18 protein-coding genes and 1 tRNA gene are annotated in these 19,100 nt (G+C 68.9%); 10 read left to right on the forward strand and 9 right to left on the reverse strand.

Going from position 1 to position 19,100, the window contains the following annotated elements:
• The first annotated feature begins 2 nt into the window (after positions 1 to 2).
• A complete protein-coding gene (locus tag ABZ845_RS00815; RefSeq protein WP_360972396.1) occupies positions 3 to 983 on the forward strand; it encodes an ABC transporter ATP-binding protein in 981 nt (326 codons plus the stop codon).
• Positions 980 to 1,696, forward strand: a complete 717-nt coding sequence (locus ABZ845_RS00820; RefSeq protein WP_360971381.1) for an ABC transporter ATP-binding protein — start codon at positions 980 to 982, stop codon at positions 1,694 to 1,696. Before ABZ845_RS00815 ends, ABZ845_RS00820 begins: the two co-directional genes overlap by 4 nt.
• A gap of 85 nt (positions 1,697 to 1,781) precedes the next feature.
• Here the strand turns inward: ABZ845_RS00820 and ABZ845_RS00825 are convergent, their stop codons facing one another.
• Positions 1,782 to 2,432 carry a response regulator gene (locus tag ABZ845_RS00825; RefSeq protein WP_360971384.1) on the reverse strand — a complete coding sequence of 217 codons (651 nt, stop codon included), beginning with the start codon at positions 2,430 to 2,432 and terminating at the stop codon, positions 1,782 to 1,784.
• A 103-nt stretch (positions 2,433 to 2,535) separates the two neighbouring features.
• Here ABZ845_RS00825 and ABZ845_RS00830 point away from each other — a divergent pair.
• Positions 2,536 to 2,610: transfer RNA gene (locus ABZ845_RS00830), tRNA-Leu, on the forward strand.
• Between the two features lie 106 nt (positions 2,611 to 2,716).
• The gene (locus ABZ845_RS00835) at positions 2,717 to 3,505 is read left to right on the forward strand and encodes a helix-turn-helix domain-containing protein (RefSeq protein WP_360971387.1); all 789 of its coding nucleotides are present in this window, start codon (positions 2,717 to 2,719) and stop codon (positions 3,503 to 3,505) included.
• A gap of 16 nt (positions 3,506 to 3,521) precedes the next feature.
• Here the strand turns inward: ABZ845_RS00835 and pyk are convergent, their stop codons facing one another.
• The 5 genes from pyk to ABZ845_RS00860 form a co-directional block, all read right to left on the reverse strand.
• Entirely contained in the window at positions 3,522 to 4,958 is a 1,437-nt protein-coding gene (gene pyk, locus ABZ845_RS00840) for a pyruvate kinase (RefSeq protein ID WP_360971390.1), read from the reverse strand.
• Between the two features lie 191 nt (positions 4,959 to 5,149).
• Positions 5,150 to 6,577, reverse strand: a complete 1,428-nt coding sequence (locus ABZ845_RS00845; protein ID WP_360971392.1) for a SidA/IucD/PvdA family monooxygenase — start codon at positions 6,575 to 6,577, stop codon at positions 5,150 to 5,152.
• Positions 6,574 to 7,956, reverse strand: coding sequence for an aminotransferase class V-fold PLP-dependent enzyme (locus ABZ845_RS00850; protein ID WP_360971395.1), 1,383 nt, complete (start codon positions 7,954 to 7,956; stop codon positions 6,574 to 6,576). Before ABZ845_RS00850 ends, ABZ845_RS00845 begins: the two co-directional genes overlap by 4 nt.
• 300 nt (positions 7,957 to 8,256) lie before the next feature.
• Positions 8,257 to 10,764, reverse strand: coding sequence for an aminopeptidase N (gene pepN / locus ABZ845_RS00855; RefSeq protein WP_360971398.1), 2,508 nt, complete (start codon positions 10,762 to 10,764; stop codon positions 8,257 to 8,259).
• A 204-nt stretch (positions 10,765 to 10,968) separates the two neighbouring features.
• Entirely contained in the window at positions 10,969 to 11,319 is a 351-nt protein-coding gene (locus tag ABZ845_RS00860; protein ID WP_360971401.1) for a chorismate mutase, read from the reverse strand.
• Between the two features lie 207 nt (positions 11,320 to 11,526).
• Between ABZ845_RS00860 and ABZ845_RS00865 the strand changes: the two genes are divergently transcribed.
• Together ABZ845_RS00865 and ABZ845_RS00870 are read left to right on the forward strand one after the other, a co-directional pair.
• Positions 11,527 to 12,426: a hypothetical protein gene (locus ABZ845_RS00865; protein WP_360972398.1), complete on the forward strand. Its 900-nt coding sequence runs from the start codon at positions 11,527 to 11,529 to the stop codon at positions 12,424 to 12,426.
• Positions 12,427 to 12,529: 103 nt separating this feature from the next.
• Complete coding sequence (locus tag ABZ845_RS00870) at positions 12,530 to 13,309, forward strand: ankyrin repeat domain-containing protein (protein ID WP_360971404.1); 780 nt, start codon at positions 12,530 to 12,532, stop codon at positions 13,307 to 13,309.
• Positions 13,310 to 13,334: 25 nt separating this feature from the next.
• On the opposite strand, the gene ABZ845_RS00875 is transcribed toward ABZ845_RS00870, so the two are convergent.
• The 3 genes from ABZ845_RS00875 to ABZ845_RS00885 all read right to left on the reverse strand — a co-directional run bounded on the left by ABZ845_RS00875 (position 13,335) and on the right by ABZ845_RS00885 (position 15,369).
• A complete protein-coding gene (locus tag ABZ845_RS00875) occupies positions 13,335 to 13,523 on the reverse strand; it encodes a hypothetical protein (RefSeq protein ID WP_360971407.1) in 189 nt (62 codons plus the stop codon).
• A gap of 107 nt (positions 13,524 to 13,630) precedes the next feature.
• The gene (locus ABZ845_RS00880) at positions 13,631 to 14,596 is read right to left on the reverse strand and encodes an SDR family oxidoreductase (RefSeq protein WP_360971410.1); all 966 of its coding nucleotides are present in this window, start codon (positions 14,594 to 14,596) and stop codon (positions 13,631 to 13,633) included.
• Positions 14,593 to 15,369: an SDR family oxidoreductase gene (locus ABZ845_RS00885; RefSeq protein ID WP_360972400.1), complete on the reverse strand. Its 777-nt coding sequence runs from the start codon at positions 15,367 to 15,369 to the stop codon at positions 14,593 to 14,595. The genes ABZ845_RS00880 and ABZ845_RS00885 overlap by 4 nt, the downstream gene beginning before the upstream one ends.
• Positions 15,370 to 15,508: 139 nt before the next feature.
• Here ABZ845_RS00885 and ABZ845_RS00890 point away from each other — a divergent pair, with 139 nt between their 5' ends.
• From ABZ845_RS00890 to ABZ845_RS00905, 4 genes are read left to right on the forward strand one after another with little or no spacing between them, the layout of a single operon-like run.
• Positions 15,509 to 16,324, forward strand: a complete 816-nt coding sequence (locus ABZ845_RS00890; RefSeq protein WP_360971412.1) for an enoyl-CoA hydratase family protein — start codon at positions 15,509 to 15,511, stop codon at positions 16,322 to 16,324.
• Positions 16,325 to 16,374: 50 nt separating this feature from the next.
• Positions 16,375 to 17,220, forward strand: coding sequence for a CoA-transferase (locus ABZ845_RS00895; protein ID WP_360972402.1), 846 nt, complete (start codon positions 16,375 to 16,377; stop codon positions 17,218 to 17,220).
• The gene (locus tag ABZ845_RS00900) at positions 17,217 to 17,972 is read left to right on the forward strand and encodes a CoA-transferase (protein WP_360971415.1); all 756 of its coding nucleotides are present in this window, start codon (positions 17,217 to 17,219) and stop codon (positions 17,970 to 17,972) included. Before ABZ845_RS00895 ends, ABZ845_RS00900 begins: the two co-directional genes overlap by 4 nt.
• Complete coding sequence (locus ABZ845_RS00905; protein ID WP_360972404.1) at positions 17,972 to 19,036, forward strand: nitronate monooxygenase; 1,065 nt, start codon at positions 17,972 to 17,974, stop codon at positions 19,034 to 19,036. The genes ABZ845_RS00900 and ABZ845_RS00905 overlap by 1 nt, the downstream gene beginning before the upstream one ends.
• Positions 19,037 to 19,100: the final 64 nt, after the last annotated feature.

Below are 19,100 nucleotides of genomic sequence, written 5' to 3' on the forward strand. Positions count from 1 at the left end.
CCATGACCACACCAGTACTCGAAGCCAGCGCCGTCACCATGCGCTTCGGCGGCCTCACCGCCGTACGCTCCGTCGACTTCACCGTCAACAGCGGCGAAATCGTCGGCCTCATCGGCCCCAACGGCGCCGGAAAAACCACCTTCTTCAACTGCCTGACGGGCCTCTACGTCCCCACGGAGGGCAAGGTCTCCTACAAAGGAACCGTCCTGCCCCCCAAACCACACCTCGTCACCCAGGCAGGCATCGCCCGCACCTTCCAGAACATCCGGCTCTTCGCCAACATGACCGTCCTGGAAAACGTGCTCGTCGGCCGCCACACCCGCACCAAAGAAGGCCTCTGGTCAGCACTCCTGCGCGGCCCCGGCTTCAAGAAAGCCGAACGCGAGTCCGAGGAACGCGCCATGGAACTCCTCGAATTCGTAGGCCTGGCAGCCAAACGCGACCACCTCGCCCGCAACCTCCCCTACGGCGAACAGCGCAAGCTCGAGATCGCACGAGCCATGGCCAGCGAACCCGGACTGCTCCTGCTCGACGAGCCGACAGCCGGCATGAACCCCCAGGAAACGCGAGCCACCGAAGAACTGGTCTTCGCCATCCGCGACAAGGGCATCGCCGTCCTCGTCATCGAGCACGACATGCGCTTCATCTTCAACCTCTGCGACCGCGTCGCGGTCCTCGTCCAAGGACAAAAACTCGTCGAAGGAACCTCCGACGTCGTCCAGGCCGACGAACGCGTCATCGCCGCCTACCTCGGCACCCCCTTCGAAGGCGAACCCGGAGAAGCGGAAGCCGCCGCGGTCACGGCAGCCGAAGCCTCAGCCGAAACCTCAACCGAAGGCGAGAGCGAGGGCCACGCCGAGGACGAGAGCCCGGCAGCCGAGGACGAGGGCTCGACAGCCGAGGACGAGGGCTCGACAGCCGACGCAGGCGCCGACACGCCCGCAGAAAGCACCACCAGCAGCACCGAGGGAGAAACCCAGTGACCGCACTGCTCGAGGTCGAAGACCTCAGGGTGGCCTACGGCAAGATCGAAGCCGTCAAAGGCATCTCCTTCAGCGTCGAAGCCGGCCAGGTCGTCACCCTCATCGGCACCAACGGCGCCGGAAAGACAACCACCCTGCGCACCCTCTCCGGACTCCTCAAGCCCAGCGGCGGCCGGATCACCTTCGACGGCAAACCACTCTCCAACGTCCCCGCCCACAAGATCGTCGCCCTCGGACTCGCACACTCCCCCGAAGGCCGACACATCTTCCCCCGCCTCACCATCGCCGAAAACCTCCAGCTCGGCGCCTTCCTCCGCAAGGACAAAGAAGGCATCGAAAAGGACGTCCAACGCGCCTACGACCTCTTCCCGATCCTCGGCGAACGACGCAAACAAGCCGCAGGCACCCTCTCCGGCGGCGAACAGCAAATGCTCGCCATGGGACGCGCCCTCATGTCCCAGCCAAAACTCCTCATGCTCGACGAACCCTCCATGGGCCTCTCACCGATCATGATGCAGAAAATCATGGCCACCATCGCCGAACTCAAGTCCCAGGGCACCACCATCCTGCTCGTCGAACAAAACGCCCAGGCCGCCCTGTCACTCGCCGACCAAGGCCACGTCATGGAAGTCGGCAACATCGTCCTGTCAGGCACCGGCCAAGACCTGCTCCACGACGAATCCGTACGCAAGGCATACCTCGGCGAAGACTGAGCACGCCCAACGGACATACGACAAGGCCCGCACCCCAGAAGGAACTCCCTTCAGGGGCGCGGGCCTCGCCACGCCGACCCAGACCTCAGCCCTTGCCGGCCCTCTTCTCCTCCGCGTCCTGAATAACCGCCTCCGCAACCTGCTGCATCGACAACCGCCGGTCCATCGACGTCTTCTGGATCCACCGGAACGCAGCCGGCTCCGTCAACCCGTACTCCGTCTGCAGAACCGACTTCGCCCGATCCACCAGCTTCCGCGTCTCCAAACGCTGCGTGAGGTCCGCCACCTCCTGCTCCAGCGTCCTCAGCTCCTGGAAACGCGAAACCGCCATCTCGATCGCCGGCACCACATCGCTCTTGCTGAACGGCTTCACCAAGTACGCCATCGCCCCGGCATCCCGCGCCCGCTCCACGAGATCGCGCTGCGAGAAAGCGGTGAGCATCAGCACCGGAGCGATGCTCTCCTCGGCGATCTTCTCAGCCGCCGAGATGCCATCGAGCTTCGGCATCTTCACATCGAGGATGACCAGGTCAGGCCGGTGCTCACGAGCCAGCTCAACGGCGCGCTCACCGTCACCGGCCTCGCCGACCACGCTGTAGCCCTCCTCCTCGAGCATCTCTTTGAGATCGAGCCGGATGAGCGCCTCGTCCTCGGCGATGACGACACGGGTCGTCAGCGGAGGCACGTGCGACTTGTCGTCGTCGGCAACGGGCTGGGGCGACTCGGGGGCGGTCACTCGGGCTCCTTGTTCCAGGGCAGGCACATACTGCTCCCAAGAGACTACCCAGCTGCGGTAAGGTGGTCAGGCAGCGGGTCGAGGGAAACCTTAGATTCGTCGGGCCCCGGTAGCCCAATTGGCAGCAGGCAATGGATTCAAAACCCATACAGTGTCGGTTCGAGTCCGACCCGGGGCACTTTTCCTTGTATTCCAAGGTCGCGATTCCGAAGCGGAGGTTCGCCTTCTAGTGAACCTCCGCTGATTGCTGCGTGCAGTCAGAATCCGTGGCTCAGAGTGGCCGCGTGAAACTCCATGGCACTGAAGTGCGACAAAGAGCCCTCATACTGCTGCGCGGCGGCGCGAAGAACACGGATGTAGCCCGGAAACTGAACGTGCCGATGGGCACGATCAGCTACTGGAAGCACATCGACCGGGCAAAGCGCGGCGAGTGCCCTGGACGCACTCAACGACCTCCGTGCCCGCGATGCGACAGCGAGCTCGACGGTACGGCGTACGCCTACCTCCTCGGCCTGTATCTGGGAGACGGCCACGTCATCCAGAACCGCGCCATGAGGTCACCCAGCCTGTCGATCACCTGCACCGAGGCGCATCCAGGACTCGTGAACGAGTGCGAGAGTGCCATGCGCCGCGTGTTCCCGGACAATTCGGTCTGCAGGGTCCGCCGCAAAGGATGCTGGGAGGTCAAGCTGTACTCCAGGCATATGTGGTGCCTGTTCCCCCAGCATGGCTCCGGTAAGAAGCACGAGCGCCGGATCGTCCTGGAGCCCTGGCAGCAAGCCATCATCGACGCCCACCGCTGGGAGTTCATCCGCGGGCTCATGCACTCCGATGGCTGTCGCATCACCAACTGGACCGAGAAAACGGTTGCGGGTGTGCGCAAGCGCTACGAGTATCCCCGCTACCTCTTCTCCAACAAATCCGACGACATCCGCAAGCTGCTCACCGACACCCTCGACAGAGTCGGCGTCGAGTGGACCACCCTCGCCCGCGGCAGTGACCCCTTCAACGTCTCCGTCGCCCGCAAAGCCTCCGTCGCTCTCCTGGATGAGCACGTAGGTCCGAAGTACTGACGCGGCCGGGCGGCGGCTACCTGGGGCTGTCGTCCTCGCCGATGTGGTGGACGCGCACCATGTTCGTGGAGCCCGACACCCCGGGCGGGGAGCCCGCCGTGATCACCACGATGTCGCCCTTCTTGCAGCGGCCGTACTTCAGGAGCAGTTCGTCCACCTGGTCGACCATGGCGTCGGTGGAGTCGACGTGGGGGCCCAGGAAGGTTTCGATGCCCCAGGTGAGGTTGAGCTGGGAGCGTGTGGCGGGTTCGGGGGTGAAGGCGAGGAGTGGGATGGGTGAGCGGTAGCGGGAGAGGCGGCGGGCGGTGTCGCCCGACTGGGTGAAGGCGACGAGGAATCTGGCTCCGAGGAAGTCGCCGATCTCGGCTGCGGCGCGGGCGACGGCTCCGCCTTGGGTGCGTGGTTTGTTGTTGTCGGTGAGGGGTGGGAGGCCTGTGGCGAGGATGTCTTCTTCGGCTGCGGTGACGATGCGGGCCATGGTGGTGACGGTTTCGGTGGGGTGGTTTCCGATGCTGGTTTCGCCGGAGAGCATGACCGCGTCGGTGCCGTCGATGATCGCGTTGGCGACGTCTGAGGCTTCGGCTCTGGTGGGGCGTGCGTGGTCGATCATGGAGTCGAGCATCTGTGTGGCGACGATGACGGGTTTGGCGTTGCGTTTGGCGAGTTTGATGGCGCGTTTTTGGACGATGGGTACTTGTTCGAGGGGCATTTCGACGCCGAGGTCGCCGCGGGCGACCATGATGCCGTCGAAGGCGGTGACGATCTCGTCGATGTTCTGGACGGCTTGGGGTTTTTCTACTTTGGCGATGACGGGGAGGTGGCGGTCTTCTTCTTCCATGATGCGGTGGACGTCTTTGATGTCGTGGCCGCTGCGGACGAAGGAGAGGGCGATGATGTCGCAGCCGGTGCGGAGGGCCCAGCGGAGGTCGTCTTCGTCTTTTTTGGTGAGGGCGGGTACGGAGACGGCGGCTCCGGGGAGGTTGAGGCCTTTGTGGTCGGAGATGATGCCGCCTTCGATGACGGTGGTGTGGACGCGGGGGCCGTCGATGGCGGTGACTTGGAGGGTGACTTTGCCGTCGTCCACGAGGATGCGTTCACCGGGGGTGACGTCGGTGGCGAGTCCGGGGTAGGTGGTTCCGCAGGTGTGGCGGTTGCCTTGGATGCCTTCTTCGACGGTGATGGTGAAGGTGTCGCCGGGTTCGAGGAGTACGGGGCCTTCGGTGAAGTGTCCGAGTCTGATCTTCGGGCCTTGAAGGTCTGCGAGGATTCCGATGGTACGGCCGGTTGCGTCGGAGGCCTTGCGTACGTGGTGGTAGCGCTCTTCGTGTTCGGCGTGGGTGCCGTGGCTGAGGTTGAAGCGGGCCAGGTCCATTCCGGCTTCGATCAGTGCCTTGATCTGGTCGTACGTGTGGGTGGCGGGGCCCAGTGTGCAGACGATCTTTGCTCGGCGCATGGGTTGAGGGTATGCCTTACCGGCGGGTAGAGAATTGGTGTGGCATGACCAGCCAACAACCTTTAAGTGAAGCGTTATTGACAAGTGTTGAATTGTGCGGCGACGCGCTCTGATGAGCATCCCGGTGGTTTTTCGGTGTTCTTTTCCGGAGCGCGCCGCTCATTCTCGTGACCGTGTGTGACTGGTTTCGTCTATCGCTGGTCGATGAGTGGTGTGAGGTCGGTGGGTTGCCGGGCGGCGGGGATGCCGTCGAGGTGTTGGTTCTGCTGGGGTTCTTGGAGTCCGAAGGAGGTGAAGGCGGTTCGTCTGGGCAGTGGGTAGGGCTCTTTTCCGGTGAGGGTGTTGAGGATGGTGGCGCTGCGCCAGGCGGCGAGGCCGAGGTCGGGGGTGCCTACTCCGTGGGTGTGGAGTTCGGCGTTCTGGACGTAGACGGATCCGGTGACGGTGGGGTGGAGGATCATGCGGAACTGGTCGTCGATGCGGGGGCGTCCGCTGTTGTCGCGGTCGAGGTGGGGGTCGAGTCCGGCGAGGATGCGGCCGAGGGGGCGTTCGCGGTAGCCGGTGGCGAGGACCACGGCGTCGGTGGTGAGGGTTGTGCGGATGTTCTGCTGGATGTGTTCGAGGTGGAGTTCGATGCGGGGGCCGGTGGTGCGTGTGGCGGTGTGGAGGCGGACGCCGGGGGTGAGGGTGGCGTCGGGCCAGCCTCCGTGGAGGGTGCGGCGGTAGAGCTCGTCGTGGATGGCGGCGATGGTGTCGGAGTCGATGCCTTTGTGGAGTTGCCATTGGGCGGAGACGAGTCGGTCGCGTACGGGTTCGGCGAGTGCGTGGAAGTAGCGCGTGTAGTCGGGGGTGAAGTGTTCGAGGCCGAGTTTGGAGTACTCCATGGGGGCGAATGCTTCGGTTCTGGCGATCCAGTGGATGTGTTCCTGGCCGATGGGGCGGTGGCGGAGGAGGTCGAGGAAGACTTCGGCGCCTGATTGGCCGGCGCCGACGACGGTGATGTGGCGGGCGGTGAGGAAGGTTGTGCGGTAGCGGAGGTAGTCGGCGGCGTGGATGACGGGTACGCCGTGGGTGGCGACGAGGGGTTGCAGGTTCTCGGGAATGTGGGGTTCGGTGCCGACGCCTAGGACGATGTTGTGTGCGTGGGTGCGGCCGAGGGCTTGGGCTGATCCGTCGTGTGCGAGACGGGTGTAGTCGACTTCGAAGGTTTTTGTCCGGTGGTTCCAGCGGACGGCGTCGACTTGGTGGCTGAAGTGGAGTGTGGGGAGGTTGCTGGAGACCCATCGGCAGTAGGCGTCGTATTCGGCGCGCTGGATGTGGAAGCGTTCGGCGAAGTAGAAGGGGAAGAGCCGGTCGCGGGTTTTTAGGTAGTTGAGGAAGGTCCAGGGGTTGGTGGGGTCGGCGAGGGTGACCAGGTCGGCGAGGAAGGGGACTTGGAGGGTGGCGCCGTCGATGAGGAGGCCGGGGTGCCAGTCGAAGCCGGGGCGTTGTTCGTAGAAGGCGGTGTCGAGTCCGGTGAGGGGGTGGGCGAGGGCGGCGAGGGAGAGGTTGAACGGGCCGATGCCGATGCCTAGCAGGTGGCGGGGGGTTTGGGGGGTTCGGTGGGGTGGGGTGGTCATCGGGGTGTGGTTCCTTCCACCAGGTGCAGGAGTGTGGTGAGGTCGCCGGGCTGGGTGTGGGGGTTGAGGAGGGTGGCTTTGAGCCAGAGGCGGCCGTCGATGTGGGCGCGGCCGAGGACGGCGTGGCCGTTGTGGAGGAGGGTGCGGCGGATGGCGGCGACGGTGTGGTCGGTTGCTCTGCGGGGCCGGAAGAGGACCGTGCTGATGGTGGGCGCGGCGTGGAGTTCGAGGGCGGGGTGTGCCTGGATGAGGTCGGCGAGTTGGTGTGCGAGTGTGCAGACCTGGTCGACGAGGGTGGCGAGTCCGGTGCGGCCGAGGGTTTTGAGGGTGATGGCGATTTTGAGGATGTCGGGGCGTCGGGTGGTGCGGAGGGAGCGTCCGAGGAGGTCGGGGATGCCTGCTTGGGTGTCGTCGTCGGCGTTGAGGTAGTCGGCGTGGTGGCGCAGGGCTTGGAGGTCGTGGGGGTTTTTGATGGCGAGGAGGCCGGCGGCTACTGGTTGCCAGCCGAGTTTGTGAAGGTCGAGGGTGACGGTGTGGGCGCGGTCGAGGCCGGTGAGTTTGGTGCGGTGGTGTTGGCTGAAGAGGAGTCCGCCTCCGTAGGCGGCGTCGATGTGGAGGCGGGCGCGGTGGGTGGTGCAGAGGTCGGCGATCTGGGGCAGTGGGTCGATGAGTCCGGCGTCGGTGGTGCCTGCGGTGGCGGCGACGAGGTGGGGGCCGGGTTGTGTGGTGAGGGTGGTGGCGAGGGTGGCGGGGTCGAGGGTGCCGTGTGGGGTGGGGATGACGATGGGGTCGGGGAGGCCGAGGAGCCAGGCGGCGCGGGTGAGGGAGTGATGGGCTGCTTGTCCGCAGATGAGGCGGGTGCCGGGGTGGGTTTCGCGGGCGAGGAGGAGGGCGAGTTGGTTGGATTCGGTGCCGCCGGTGGTGACGAGGCAGTCGGCTGGTGGTGTGGTGTGGGTGTTTGTGTTGTTGTAGACGGTTTGGGCGAGGGTTTGTGTGACGAGGGTTTCGAGGGTGGAGGCGGAGGGTGCTTGGTCCCAGGAGTCGAGGGAGGGGTTGAGGACGGCTGCGGCGAGGTCGGCTGCGGTGGCGATGGCGAGGGGTGGGCAGTGCAGGTGGGCGGCGCAGAGGGGGTGGGCGGGGTCGGCGGCGCCTTCGGCGAGGGTGCGGATGAGGGTTGCGGCGGCGTCGGGGTCGCCTTTGTGGGGGAGTACGTCGCCCAGGGCTGTTTGCAGTCGGGCGGTGACTGATCGGGGTCCTCCGGCGGGGAGGGGGCCGCCTCGTGCGCGGGTGCCTTGTTCGAGGGCGTGGAGGACGGTGTCGAGCAGGGGCCGCAGGGCGTGGGGGCCTTGGGGTCCTGAGGCGAGGGGCGGCAGGCTCATGGGGTGTCCTCCAGGCGGGCGGCGGGGGCCGGGCCTGTGTGTGGAGGTTGGGCCCGTCCGCCTGGAACAACGAGCCGACGCGAATGGGGGTATCGCGTGGTGTGGTCGGGGAGTGTGCGCTGTCGTGGGGGCGTGTGCGCTGTGTGGCGGTGGAGGTGCTCTGATGCGCTGTGTGTGCGCCCCCTGGGGCCCGAGCTTGGGGGGGTGCCCTGGGCCGGTGGTGGCCCCGTGCCGGTGGGTCCCGTGCCGGTGGGTCCCTGGCCGGCGCGGGTTTGTGGCGCCGGCCTGGGTGCCGGGGGGCTATGCCTCGCGGATGCGCAGGGCGCGGGCGAGGTCGTCCAGTTCGTCGATGAGTTTGCGGCGCAGTGCCGGGGTGAGGTCGGCTTCGTCGAGGCACTGTTCGCCGCGGCGCAGGGTTGTGGCGTCGATGGCGTACCGGGGGAAGGCGTTGCGACCTGCGAGGGCGGCGATGGTGGGGCCGCGGCGGGCGGCGACGGCGGGTGCGTCGGTCCAGTAGCGGTCGGCGTACTCGTTCAGGAGGCCGGTCTGTTCGGGCTGCCAGAAGCCTTGTGCGGTGGCGGTGAACAGGTAGTTGGACAGGTCGTCGGTGGTGAACATGGCTTGCCAGGCGCGTCGTTTGGCGTCGGGGTCGGGGAGGGCGGCGCGGCAGCGGGCGGCGCCTTCCTGGCCGGTGGCGCTGGGGTCGTGGTCGAGTTCGGCGGTGATGGCGGTCTCGTCGGTGGCGCCGAGGACGGCGAGCCTGCACAGGATGCGCCAGCGTAGTTCGGGGTCGAGTTCGGGTCCGCCGGGTACGGTGCCGTCGGCGAGCCAGGCGGCGATGGTGTCGGGGTGGGCCGCGGTGTCGGTGAGGTGTCGTACGGCGATCAGGCGCAGGCCGGGGTGGGAGCCGTCTTCGGTGCGGCGGATGAGGTCGCGGCACAGGGCGGTGAGGGTGGCCTGTGCGGCGGGCCGTTGGTGGGGGTGGAGGAGGCGGTCGGTGATGTGGGTGGTGGCGAAGGTGAGGACGCCTTCCACGAGGGCGAGGTCGGTTTCGTGGGGGAGGTGGGTGCGGGCTGTTTCGAGGTAGGTGGTGGCGGGGAGGTGGCCGTCGCGGACGGCGTCGCGCAGGGCGTTCCAGACGACGGCGCGGGTGAGTGGTTCGGGCAGGCCGGAGAGGGTGTCTCGGACTGCCTGGAAGGATTCGGGGTCGAGGCGGATCTTGGCGTAGGTGAGGTCGCCGTCGTTGAGGAGGAGCAGGGCGGGGGGCTTGGCGAGGGTTTGTGGGGCTGTTTGGGGGATGTCGAGGTCGAGGCGTTCGCGCAGGGTGAGGCCGCGGGTGCCGGTGGGGGTGTGGTCGTGGTCGTAGAGGCCGATGGTGATGCGGTGGGGGCGAGTGCCGTTGTGGTCGATGGTGAGGGTGGTGGTGCCGTTGTCGGCGTGGGTGAGGTGGGGGGTGAGGGTGTCGACTCCGGTGGTGCGCAGCCAGGCGTCGGCCCAGGCGTGGACGTCGCGTTCGGTGGTGCCGGCGAGGGAGTCGATGAAGTCGGCGAGGGTGGCGTTGCCGAAGCGGTGGCGGGTGAAGTGGGTGTTGATGCCGGCGAGGAAGTCTTTTTCGCCGATCCAGGCCACGAGTTGCCGTAGTGCGGAGGCTCCCTTTGCGTAGGAGATGCCGTCGAAGTTGAGGAGTGCGGAGGCTGTGTCGTGGACGGCGTCGGGGGCGACGGGGTGGGTGGAGGGGCGTTGGTCGGCGTCGTATCCCCAGGCTTTGCGGGTGATGCCGAAGTCGGTCCAGGTGTCGGTGAAGCGGGTGGCTTCGGTGAGGGTCTGGTAACCCATGTATTCGGCGAAGGACTCGTTGAGCCAGATGTCGTCCCACCATTGGAGGGTGACGAGGTCGCCGAACCACATGTGGGCCATTTCGTGGGCGATGACCATGGCGCGGGTCTGGCGTTGGGTGTCGGTGACAGCGGAGCGGTAGACGAATTCGTCGCGGAAGGTGACGAGGCCGGGGCTTTCCATGGCTACGTCGTTGAATTCGGGGACGAATGCCTGGTCGTAGGAGTCGAAGGGGTAGGGTTCTTCGAATTTTTCGTGGTAGCGGTCGAAGCACTGGCGGGTGATCTCGAAGAGTTCGTCCGCGTCGGTGTCGAGGTGGGGGGCGAGGGAGCGGCGGCAGTGGATGCCGAAGGGCAGTCCGCGGTGTTCGGTGTGGAGGGAGTGCCAGGGGCCGGCGGCGATGGCGACGAGGTAGGTGGAGATGAGGGGGGTGGTGGCGGCGTGCCAGGTGCCGTCGCCGTGGTGGGTGGTGATGCCGTTGGCGAGGACGCTCCAGCCTTGGGGTGCTTTGACGGTGAGGTCGAAGGCGGCTTTGAGGTCGGGTTGGTCGAAGGCGGCGAAGACGCGTTGGACGTCGTCCATGAAGAGCTGGGTGTAGACGTAGGTTTCGCCGTCGGTGGGGTCGGTGAAGCGGTGCATGCCTTCGCCGGTGTGGGAGTAGCGCATGGCGGCGTCGATGCGCAGTTCGTGTTCGCCGGGTGTGAGGCCGGTCAGTGGCAGGCGGTTTTCGGTGAGGGTGTCGGGGTCGAGGGGGTGTCCGTCGAGGGTGGCGGAGCGCAGTTCGGCGGGCTTGAGTTCGACGAAGGTGTCCGGGGTTGCCTGGTCTCGGCGCACGGTGAAGTGGATGATGGTGCGGGAGTCGAAGGTGTCTTCGCCTCGCGTGAGGTCGAGGTCGATGTCGTAGCGGTGGACGTCGAGGAGCCGGGCGCGGGTCTGCGCTTCGTTGCGTGTCAGTACGGACATGCGGGACATGCTGCCTGATGGCGCCGGCAGGGCACTGGGGCGGTCCGGCGCATCCTCTGTGTCCGGCTCTTGTGATGTCCGCGCCTCATCCTCCGTGGGGTGTGTCCGTGGCGGGGACAGGAGGGTTCGGTGCAAAGGGGTGCCGGCCGGCCTGCGTGCGCGGTGTGGCGCCGTGGGGTGTCCCGCGACGGCCGGTCGGCCGGCTGTGCGGGGTCACTCCCCCGGGGCTTCGGCGGTGGTCGTGGTGTCCTCGGCGATGCGCTCGTGGTGGCGGATGACCTCGGCGATGATGAAGTTGAGGAGCTTCTCCGCGAAGGCGGGGTCGAGTTTGGCGCTTTCGGCGAGGCTGCGCAGCCGGTCGATCTGGGCCGCCTCGCGGGCCGGGTCGGCGGGCGGCAGCTGGTGGGCGGCCTTGAGGTGGCCGACCTGCTGGGTGCATTTGAAGCGCTCGGCGAGCATGTGGACGACGGCGGCGTCGATGTTGTCGATGCTGTCACGCAGCCGGGCGAGTTCGGCACGAACGGCCGGGTCGACGTCTCCGGCGGCGGTGTGTCGGGTGGTCATGGCGGACCACCCTACGGGGCGCTCCGGTGCCTGATCGTCCTTGTCCGGAGTGCGGATCGTGCGCGGTCGTCGCGGGCCGCGCTCCGGGGTGCGTTCCGGGGCGTGCTGTGGGGCCGTGGCGGTGAGGTTGCCGCCGGTCGTGCCCGGCCGTCGTGGGCGGGGGCGCCTACAGTGGAGGCAGTGCTGGCGTCTTCAGGGGGTGCGGACGTGGCGAACGGCGGGCCGGTGGAGCATGGATATCCGCATCTGGACACGGTGCGGGCTGCGATCACCGCTTTGTACAAGCGGTTGTCGTACGACACGGTCCACGCTTTTGCGTCGAGCGTGATGCCCGCCGATGTGGCGTTCTGCGACCAGGACGACCTGCATCTGGGTGCGCAGCGGGTGGCGCGGGAACTGGTGCGGCATTTCCGGCTTCCGGATGCCCGGATGGTCGTCGGTTTCCGTGAGATGACGCATGCGGCGAACGTCGAACTCACCTCGGGCCCCGAGTATTTCATCGAGCTGAACGACCGGTTCCGCACGCATCGCCGGGACATCGGCGCGGCGCTGGCGCATGAGGTGATGCATGTCTATCTGCATCGTCTGGGCCTGTCCTTTCCGGGCACGCGGGACAACGAGATCCTCACGGACACGGCGACGACGTATCTGGGTGCGGGCTGGCTGCTGCTGGACGCCTTCCGGGAGGACCGGGTGTCGTCGCAGAAGCTCGGCTATCTGACTCCGGAGGAGTTCGGCTATGTCCTCGCGAAGCGGGCGCTCGTGTTCGGTGAGGATCCTGCGGTGTGGTTCACGAGTCCGCAGGCGTACACGGCGTATACGAAGGGGATGGCGCTGGCTCGCCGTGACGAGCAGCAGCCGCCGCTGACGGCGGCGGGATGGGCGGGTCGCCGCCGTTATGCCAGGGACCGCCGTCATGCCGAGGACCGTTCCGTGCCCGGCCCGTGTGCGGGGGCCTCGTATTCCTTCAGCACCTTTGCGGGTCCGGGATCGCTGCGTGTCACTTTTCCCTGTCCGACGTGTCATCAGCGGATCAGGGTGCCGGTGCGGGGGCGGGTGCGGGCTCGTTGCGGGCTGTGCCGGACGGTGCTGGAGTGCGACACCTGATGCGGGGCCGCCGCCGGGTGCCGTGTGCTGGGCGGGTCGGGGGTGACCCGGAACACCTGGAATGTCTTTGCCTGCGCGCCGTTCGGCGGGCGAGGGTCGGAGTATGAACACGCACGAGCCGCCGGAGTCTTTCACGGCGGTGCACGAACCGGATCTTTTCACGGCCGTGTACGAGGGGGACGAGGACACGGTCGTACGGCTGCTGCGTTCGGGGGTGAGTCCCGAGTCGGCCGACGCGGAGGGCCAGACGGCCCTGTATGCGGCGGCGGTGGGTGACGCGCCGGGCGTCGTACGGCTGCTGCTGGCGGCCGGCGCGGATCCCGACCGGCTCAGCGCGGGCGCCGACGCCCCGCTGTGCGGTGCCGCCTGCGGGGGCCATACAGATGTGGTACGGGCGCTGCTGGCGGCCGGGGCGGCGCCGGATCTGGAGGAGGAGTACGGGTTCCGGGCGCTGACGTGGGCGGTGCGGCGGGGGTGTGCGGAGGTGGTCCGGGTGCTGCTGGCTGCGGGCGCGGATCCGGATCTGCCCGGGCCCTCGGGCGAGTTCCCGCTGGTCGCGGCGGCCCGCCGTGGTTCTCCCGGTTGTGTGCGGGCTCTTGTGGACCATGGGGCGCGGGGGCGGGACGAGGCGCTCGCGGAGGCGCGGCGCTGGGCGGGGCTGGATGTGGCGGCGGAGCTTCGTGCGGGGCTGGAGGCCGCTCATGGGCCGGGGCACGAGTATGTGACGCGCCGCTGGGAGGAGGAGCCGGGCACGGTCACCGTCGAGGTGTCGCTGTTGCGTGAGGGGCGGCCGGGTGCGGGGGACGATATGCAGACCGGGCATGCCGCGATAGTGGATCTGCTGGCGGCCGGGGGCGGTACGGCGGGCGCGCCCGGGAGGTGAGCGCGGCGGGGGCCGGCCTGCCGGGTCACGTCGCGGATGTGCCGGCGGCGAGGGTGATGAGGAAGCGGGTTCCCTCGTCGGTTCTCCCGGCGCACATCCGGGGGACGGCGTCGAGGGCGGCCAGGGCCTCGCACCATCCGGGTACTTCGGATCCGAAGCGGGCGACGAGCCGGTCCCGGGCCTCCGGGGCGCCATTCGTCGGCTCTCTCGACACGGCGCGGGCTCCTGCGGGTGGCGGTGGTCGATACGGTTGCGCGCATCCTGGGAACTCGGCTCCGCCACGGCCATCGCGTTTGCCGGTCGTCACGCCCGCCGCGCCCGTCATGGGCAGGGAGGGCCCGTCGTGCCCGACCGCCTCCGGCGGGTGTCGCCCGGCGGCTGTTCAGCTCCGTACACCGCTCCCGGCGGCTCCGCCGCGGCCAGGAGTTTCCGGGCCGTCTCCCCCGCCTCGGCCGGTGTCCAGCGTGCGCTCTTGTCCGCTGTGGGGCCCGGGCGCCAGCCCTCCATGACCGTGATGCGGCCACCCTCCACCTCGAACACACGGCCGGTGACCGCTTCGCTCGCGGCGGAGCCGAGCCAGACGACGAGAGGCGAGACGTTCTGGGGGGACATCGCGTCGAAGCCGGTGTCCGGCGCCGCCATCGTCTCGGCGAACGTGCGCTCGGTCATGCGGGTGCGGGCGGCGGGGGCGACGGCGTTGACCTGCACGCCGTAGCGCCCGAGTTCCGCCGCCGCGACCATCGTCAGTGCGAGGATCCCGGCTTTCGCCGCACTGTAGTTGCCCTGGCCCACCGAGCCGAGCAGGCCGGCTCCGCTGCTGGTGTTGACGACCCGGGCGCTCGGGGTGCGGCCCGCCTTCGCCTCGGCCCGCCAGTGCGCCGCCGCGTGTTTCAGCGGCAGGAAGTGCCCCTTGAGGTGGACGCGCACGACGGCGTCCCAGTCGTCCTCGTCCAGGTTGACCAGCATCCGGTCGCGCAGGAATCCGGCGTTGTTGACGAGGGCGTCGAGGTGCCCGTACGCCTCGAGGGCGGTCGCGACGAGGGACGCGGCGCCCTCGCCGGTCGCGATGTCGCCCGCATGGGCGGTGGCCTCGCCGCCGGCCGCGCGGATCTCGTCCACGACCCGTGCGGCCGGGCTGTCCGGGTCCGGTGTGCCGTCGAGGCCGACCCCCAGGTCGTTGACGACGACGTTCGCGCCCTCGGCGGCGAATGCCAGGGCGTGGGCGCGGCCGAGACCGCGGCCCGCGCCGGTGACGATCACTACCCGGCCGTCGGCGATACCCGTCACGGCATGTCACCCCATCCGTTCGTGTCCGTTTCCGGCTTCGCCGGCTCCTGGTCGGCGGTCGCCGCGTCGAGGAACGCCGGGCGCTCCCCTCCCCCGTGGACGAGGAGGCTCGCACCGGTGATGTAGGCGGCGGCGTCCGAGGCGAGGAAGACGGCGGCCCGGCCGATGTCGGACGGTTCGGCGAGCCGTCCGAGCGGGACGGTGCGGGCAACGGCCGCGACGCCGTCCTCGCCGCCGTAGTGGAGATGGGACAGCTCGGTGCGGACCATCCCCGCGACGAGCGTGTTGACGCGCACCTCGGGTGCCCACTCCACGGCCATGGAGCGGGCCAGGTTCTCCAGTCCCGCCTTGGCCGCCCCGTACGCGGCGGTGCCGGGTGAGGGGCGGCTGCCGCTGACGCTGCCGATCATCACGACCGTTCCTCTGGCCCGCTTGAGGTGGTCGTACGCGGCGAGGGAGACGGTCAGGGGGGCGATGAGGTTGAGCCGGACGACGCGGGCGTGCCGTTCGGGGGCGGCGTCGGCGAGGGGGCGGTAGGGGGCGCCGCCCGCGTTGTTGACCAGGACGTCGAGGCGTGGCAGTGCGTCGAAGAAATCCTGTACGGCGGCCGGGTCGCATACGTCGAGCCGGGCGAACTCGGCTCCCTCGACGGGGGTTTCGGGGGGCCGTCGGGCGCAGATCACGACGTCGGCGCCGGCTTCGGCGAGGGCCCTGGCGATTCCGGCCCCGACGCCGCGGGTTCCTCCGGTGACGACGGCGGTCCGGCCCCGCAGAGTCCCGGCGCTCTCGCCGCGCGGACTTCGAGCGGTCCCGTCGCGTGAGTTTTCCACAGGCTCTCCCGTCGGGATGCGGTGGCTGCTAGCTTCGAATCGTACCTAACAAACGTTTGGTGGAAAGGTAGCTGATGCGCCCATGAGTGTCTCCACCTCGCGCCCGGAAAAGGGGATCGCCGTCGTCACGGTCGACTTCCCGCCGGTGAACGCGCTGCCGGTGACCGGCTGGTTCGGCCTCGCCGATGCCCTCGGATCGGCGGGCCGCGACCCGGAGGTCCGCTGTGTCGTCCTGGCCGCACAGGGGCGTGGTTTCAACGCGGGTGTGGACATCAAGGAGATACAGGCTCAGGGCGGCAGTGCCCTGATCGGGGCGAACCGCGGGTGCTTCGAGGCTTTCGCCGCGGTGTACGAGTGCGAGGTCCCGGTCGTGGCGGCCGTGCAGGGCTTCTGCCTGGGCGGCGGGATAGGACTGGTCGGCAACGCGGACGTGATCGTCGCGAGCGAGGACGCCGTCTTCGGGCTGCCGGAGCTGGACCGCGGCGCGCTGGGCGCCGCCACGCATCTGGCACGGCTGGTCCCCCCGCATCTGATGCGCGCCCTCTACTACACCTCGCGCACGGTGACGGCTGCCGAGTTGCACGCGCACGGCTCGGTGTGGCGGGTCGTGCCGCGGGACGGACTGGGTGCGGCGGCCCTGGAGCTGGCCAGGGAGATCGCCGCCAAGGACGGAGAGCTGCTGCGGCTCGCCAAGGCCGCGATCAACGGGATCGACCCGGTGGACGTGCGGCGCAGCTACCGCTTCGAGCAGGGCTTCACGTTCGAGGCACATCTGACCGGCGTGGCCGACCGCGTCAGGAACACGTTCGGGCAGTCCGGGAAGGCAGAGAAGTCCGGGACAGCGGAGAACTCCGGGAGAGCAGAGAAGTCCGGGAAGTTGGGGAAGGAGGGCACATGACGGACAAGACGATGACGGCGGATGAGGCCGTCTCACGCCTGGAGAGCGGTATGACCGTCGGTATCGGCGGCTGGGGTTCGCGCCGTAAGCCGATGGCTCTGGTGCGGGCGCTGCTCCGCTCCCGGGTCACCGATCTCACGGTGGTGTCGTACGGCGGTCCGGACGTCGGGATGCTCACCGCCGCGGGCCGGATCCGCCGGCTGGTGGCGGCGTTCGCGACCCTCGACACGGTGCCGCTGGAGCCGCACTATCGCGCGGCCCGTGAGAGCGGGACGCTCGAGCTGGTGGAGGTCGACGAGGCGATGTTCATGTGGGGCCTGCACGCGGCGGCGAACCGGCTGCCGTTCCTGCCGGTGCGGGCAGGCGTCGGGTCCGACGTGATGAGGATCAACCCCGGCCTGCGGACCGTCACTTCGCCCTACACGGACGGGTGGCTCTCCACCGTGGGCGGGGACGGGGACGGGAGCGGGGCAGGCGTCCGGGAGGAGTTCGTCGCGATGCCCGCGCTTCGGATGGACGCCGCCCTGATCCATGTCAACCGTGCCGACCGGCTGGGCAACGGCCAGTACCTGGGCCCGGACCCGTACTTCGACGATCTGTTCTGCGAGGCGGCGGACGCGGCCTACATGTCGTGCGAGCGGATCGTGGACACGGCGGAGCTGACCAAGGAGGCGACGCCGCAGACCCTGCTGGTCAAACGGCACACGGTGACCGGTGTGGTGGAGGCCCCCGGCGGCGCGCACTTCACGTCGTGCGCGCCCGACCACGAGCGGGACGAAGCCTTCCAGAGGCATTACGCCGCCACGGACTGGCCGTCGTTCGCCGAGCGGTTCCTCAGCGGCGACGAGCACGCATACCAGTCGGCCGTCCGGGCCTGGCACAGGGAGCGGTCATGAGCGCGGCGACCCGTGCCGAGTACTGCGTGATCGCCTGCGCCGAGGCCTGGCGCGACGCGGGGGAGATCCTCGCGAGCCCGATGGGCACGGTGCCGTCCATCGGGGCGCGGCTCGCCCGGCGCACCTTCGCACCCGATCTGCTGCTCACCGATGGTGAGGCGATGCTCGTGGGCGCGGACGGGACGGTGGAGGGCTGGCTGCCGTACCGGCAGCATCTGGCGCTGGCCACCAGCGGGCGCCGGCACGTGATGATGGGCGCGAGCCAGATCGACCGCTTCGGGAACCAGAACATCTCCTGCATCGGGGCGTGGCAGCAGCCGCGGCGGCAGTTGCTCGGGGTTCGTGGTGCTCCGGTCAACACGCTGAACCATCCGACCAGTTACTGGATACCGAGGCACTCGCGCCGGGTGTTCGTCGAACGGGTCGACATGGTGTGCGGGGTGGGCTACGACCGGGCGGCCCTGCATCCGGCCACCGCGCGCTTCCACCGCATCCCGTGTGTGGTGTCGGACCTCGGTGTCTTCGACTTCGCCACCGCGGACCGCTCGATGAGGCTGGCTTCGCTGCACCCGGGGGTGACGGTGGAGGAGGTTCGGGAGGCGACGGGCTTCGAGCTGACCGTCCCGGAGGCGGTGCCGTACACCCGTGAGCCCACGGCGCAGGAGCTGCGGTTGATCCGCGAGGTGCTCGATCCGCAGGAGATACGGGAGCGTGAGGTGCCCGGCCCGGGGCGTGCGCTCGGGGCGTGTTGATGGAGACCGCGCTGACCCGGCTCGTCGGTGTCCGTCATCCGGTCGTCCAGACCGGTATGGGATGGGTCGCGGGCCCGCGTCTGGTGTCCGCGGCGGCGAACGCGGGGGCGCTGGGCATCCTGGCCTCCGCGACCATGACACCCGATCAGCTGCGGGCGGCGATACGGGAGGTCCGGTCGCGCACCGGCGCCCCGTTCGGGGTGAATCTGCGCGCGGACGCCGGGGACGCGGGTGAGCGGGTGCGGATCATCGTCGAGGAGGGTGTGCGGGTGGCGTCCTTCGCGCTGGCGCCGTCCAGGGAGCTGATCGGCCGTCTCAAGGATGCGGGTGTGGTCGTCGTACCGTCCGTGGGTGCGCGCCGGCATGCCGAGAAGGTGGCGTCCTGGGGTGCGGACGCGGTGATCGTGCAGGGCGGTGAGGGGGGAGGTCATACGGGCGAGGTGGCGACGACGGTGCTGTTGCCGCAGGTGGTGGACGCGGTGGACATCCCGGTGGTGGCGGCGGGTGGCTTCCATGACGGGCGGGGTCTGGTCGCGGCGCTGGCGTACGGGGCGGCGGGCATCGCCATGGGCACGCGGTTCCTGCTCACCTCGGACTCCACGGTCCCGGACGCGGTGAAGGAGAGGTATCTGGCGGCGACCGTCAAGGACATCACCGTGACGACGGCCGTGGACGGTCTGCCGCACCGGATGCTGCGTACGCCGCTGGTGGAGTCCCTGGAGCGTGCGGGCCGGGCGCGGGCGCTGCTGCGGGCCGTGCGCCGTGCGGCGGGCTTTCGGGGGCTGTCGGGGCTGACGTGGTCTCAGATGGTGCGCGACGGTCTGGCGATGAGGCACGGCAGGGATCTGTCCTGGAGTCAGGTCCTGCTCGCCGCGAACACGCCGATGCTGCTGAAGTCGGCGATGGTGGACGGGCGTACGGATCTGGGTGTGATGGCTGCCGGACAGGTCGCCGGTGTCATCGAGGACCTTCCGTCGTGTGCGGAACTGGTCGATCGGGTGATGGCCGAGGCCCGGGAGGCCCTCGGTGCGCTGCCGGCACCCGGGGCCGCATCACCCGGTTGACCGAGGTGGTCACCGGACAGCGCGGCCTCCGTGGCCGCTGCCACCGTCCGGTCCGCGGCAGCGG

The sequence above is a fragment of the Streptomyces sp. NPDC047022 genome, from assembly GCF_040644155.1.
Classification (GTDB): domain Bacteria; phylum Actinomycetota; class Actinomycetes; order Streptomycetales; family Streptomycetaceae; genus Streptomyces.

What these genes read in the sequence shown, in the direction of transcription:
- ABZ845_RS00890 (WP_360971412.1), top strand. Translation starts at nt 15,509, where the DNA reads ATGAGTGTCTCCACCTCGCGCCCGGAAAAGGGGATCGCCGTCGTCACG.
- ABZ845_RS00870 (WP_360971404.1), top strand. Translation starts at nt 12,530, where the DNA reads ATGAACACGCACGAGCCGCCGGAGTCTTTCACGGCGGTGCACGAACCG.
- ABZ845_RS00895 (WP_360972402.1), top strand. Translation starts at nt 16,375, where the DNA reads ATGACCGTCGGTATCGGCGGCTGGGGTTCGCGCCGTAAGCCGATGGCT.
- ABZ845_RS00850 (WP_360971395.1), bottom strand. Translation starts at nt 7,956, where the DNA reads ATGAGCCTGCCGCCCCTCGCCTCAGGACCCCAAGGCCCCCACGCCCTG.
- ABZ845_RS00900 (WP_360971415.1), top strand. Translation starts at nt 17,217, where the DNA reads ATGAGCGCGGCGACCCGTGCCGAGTACTGCGTGATCGCCTGCGCCGAG.
- ABZ845_RS00815 (WP_360972396.1), top strand. Translation starts at nt 3, where the DNA reads ATGACCACACCAGTACTCGAAGCCAGCGCCGTCACCATGCGCTTCGGC.
- pyk (WP_360971390.1), bottom strand. Translation starts at nt 4,958, where the DNA reads ATGCGCCGAGCAAAGATCGTCTGCACACTGGGCCCCGCCACCCACACG.
- ABZ845_RS00860 (WP_360971401.1), bottom strand. Translation starts at nt 11,319, where the DNA reads ATGACCACCCGACACACCGCCGCCGGAGACGTCGACCCGGCCGTTCGT.
- ABZ845_RS00845 (WP_360971392.1), bottom strand. Translation starts at nt 6,577, where the DNA reads ATGACCACCCCACCCCACCGAACCCCCCAAACCCCCCGCCACCTGCTA.
- ABZ845_RS00905 (WP_360972404.1), top strand. Translation starts at nt 17,972, where the DNA reads ATGGAGACCGCGCTGACCCGGCTCGTCGGTGTCCGTCATCCGGTCGTC.
- pepN (WP_360971398.1), bottom strand. Translation starts at nt 10,764, where the DNA reads ATGTCCCGCATGTCCGTACTGACACGCAACGAAGCGCAGACCCGCGCC.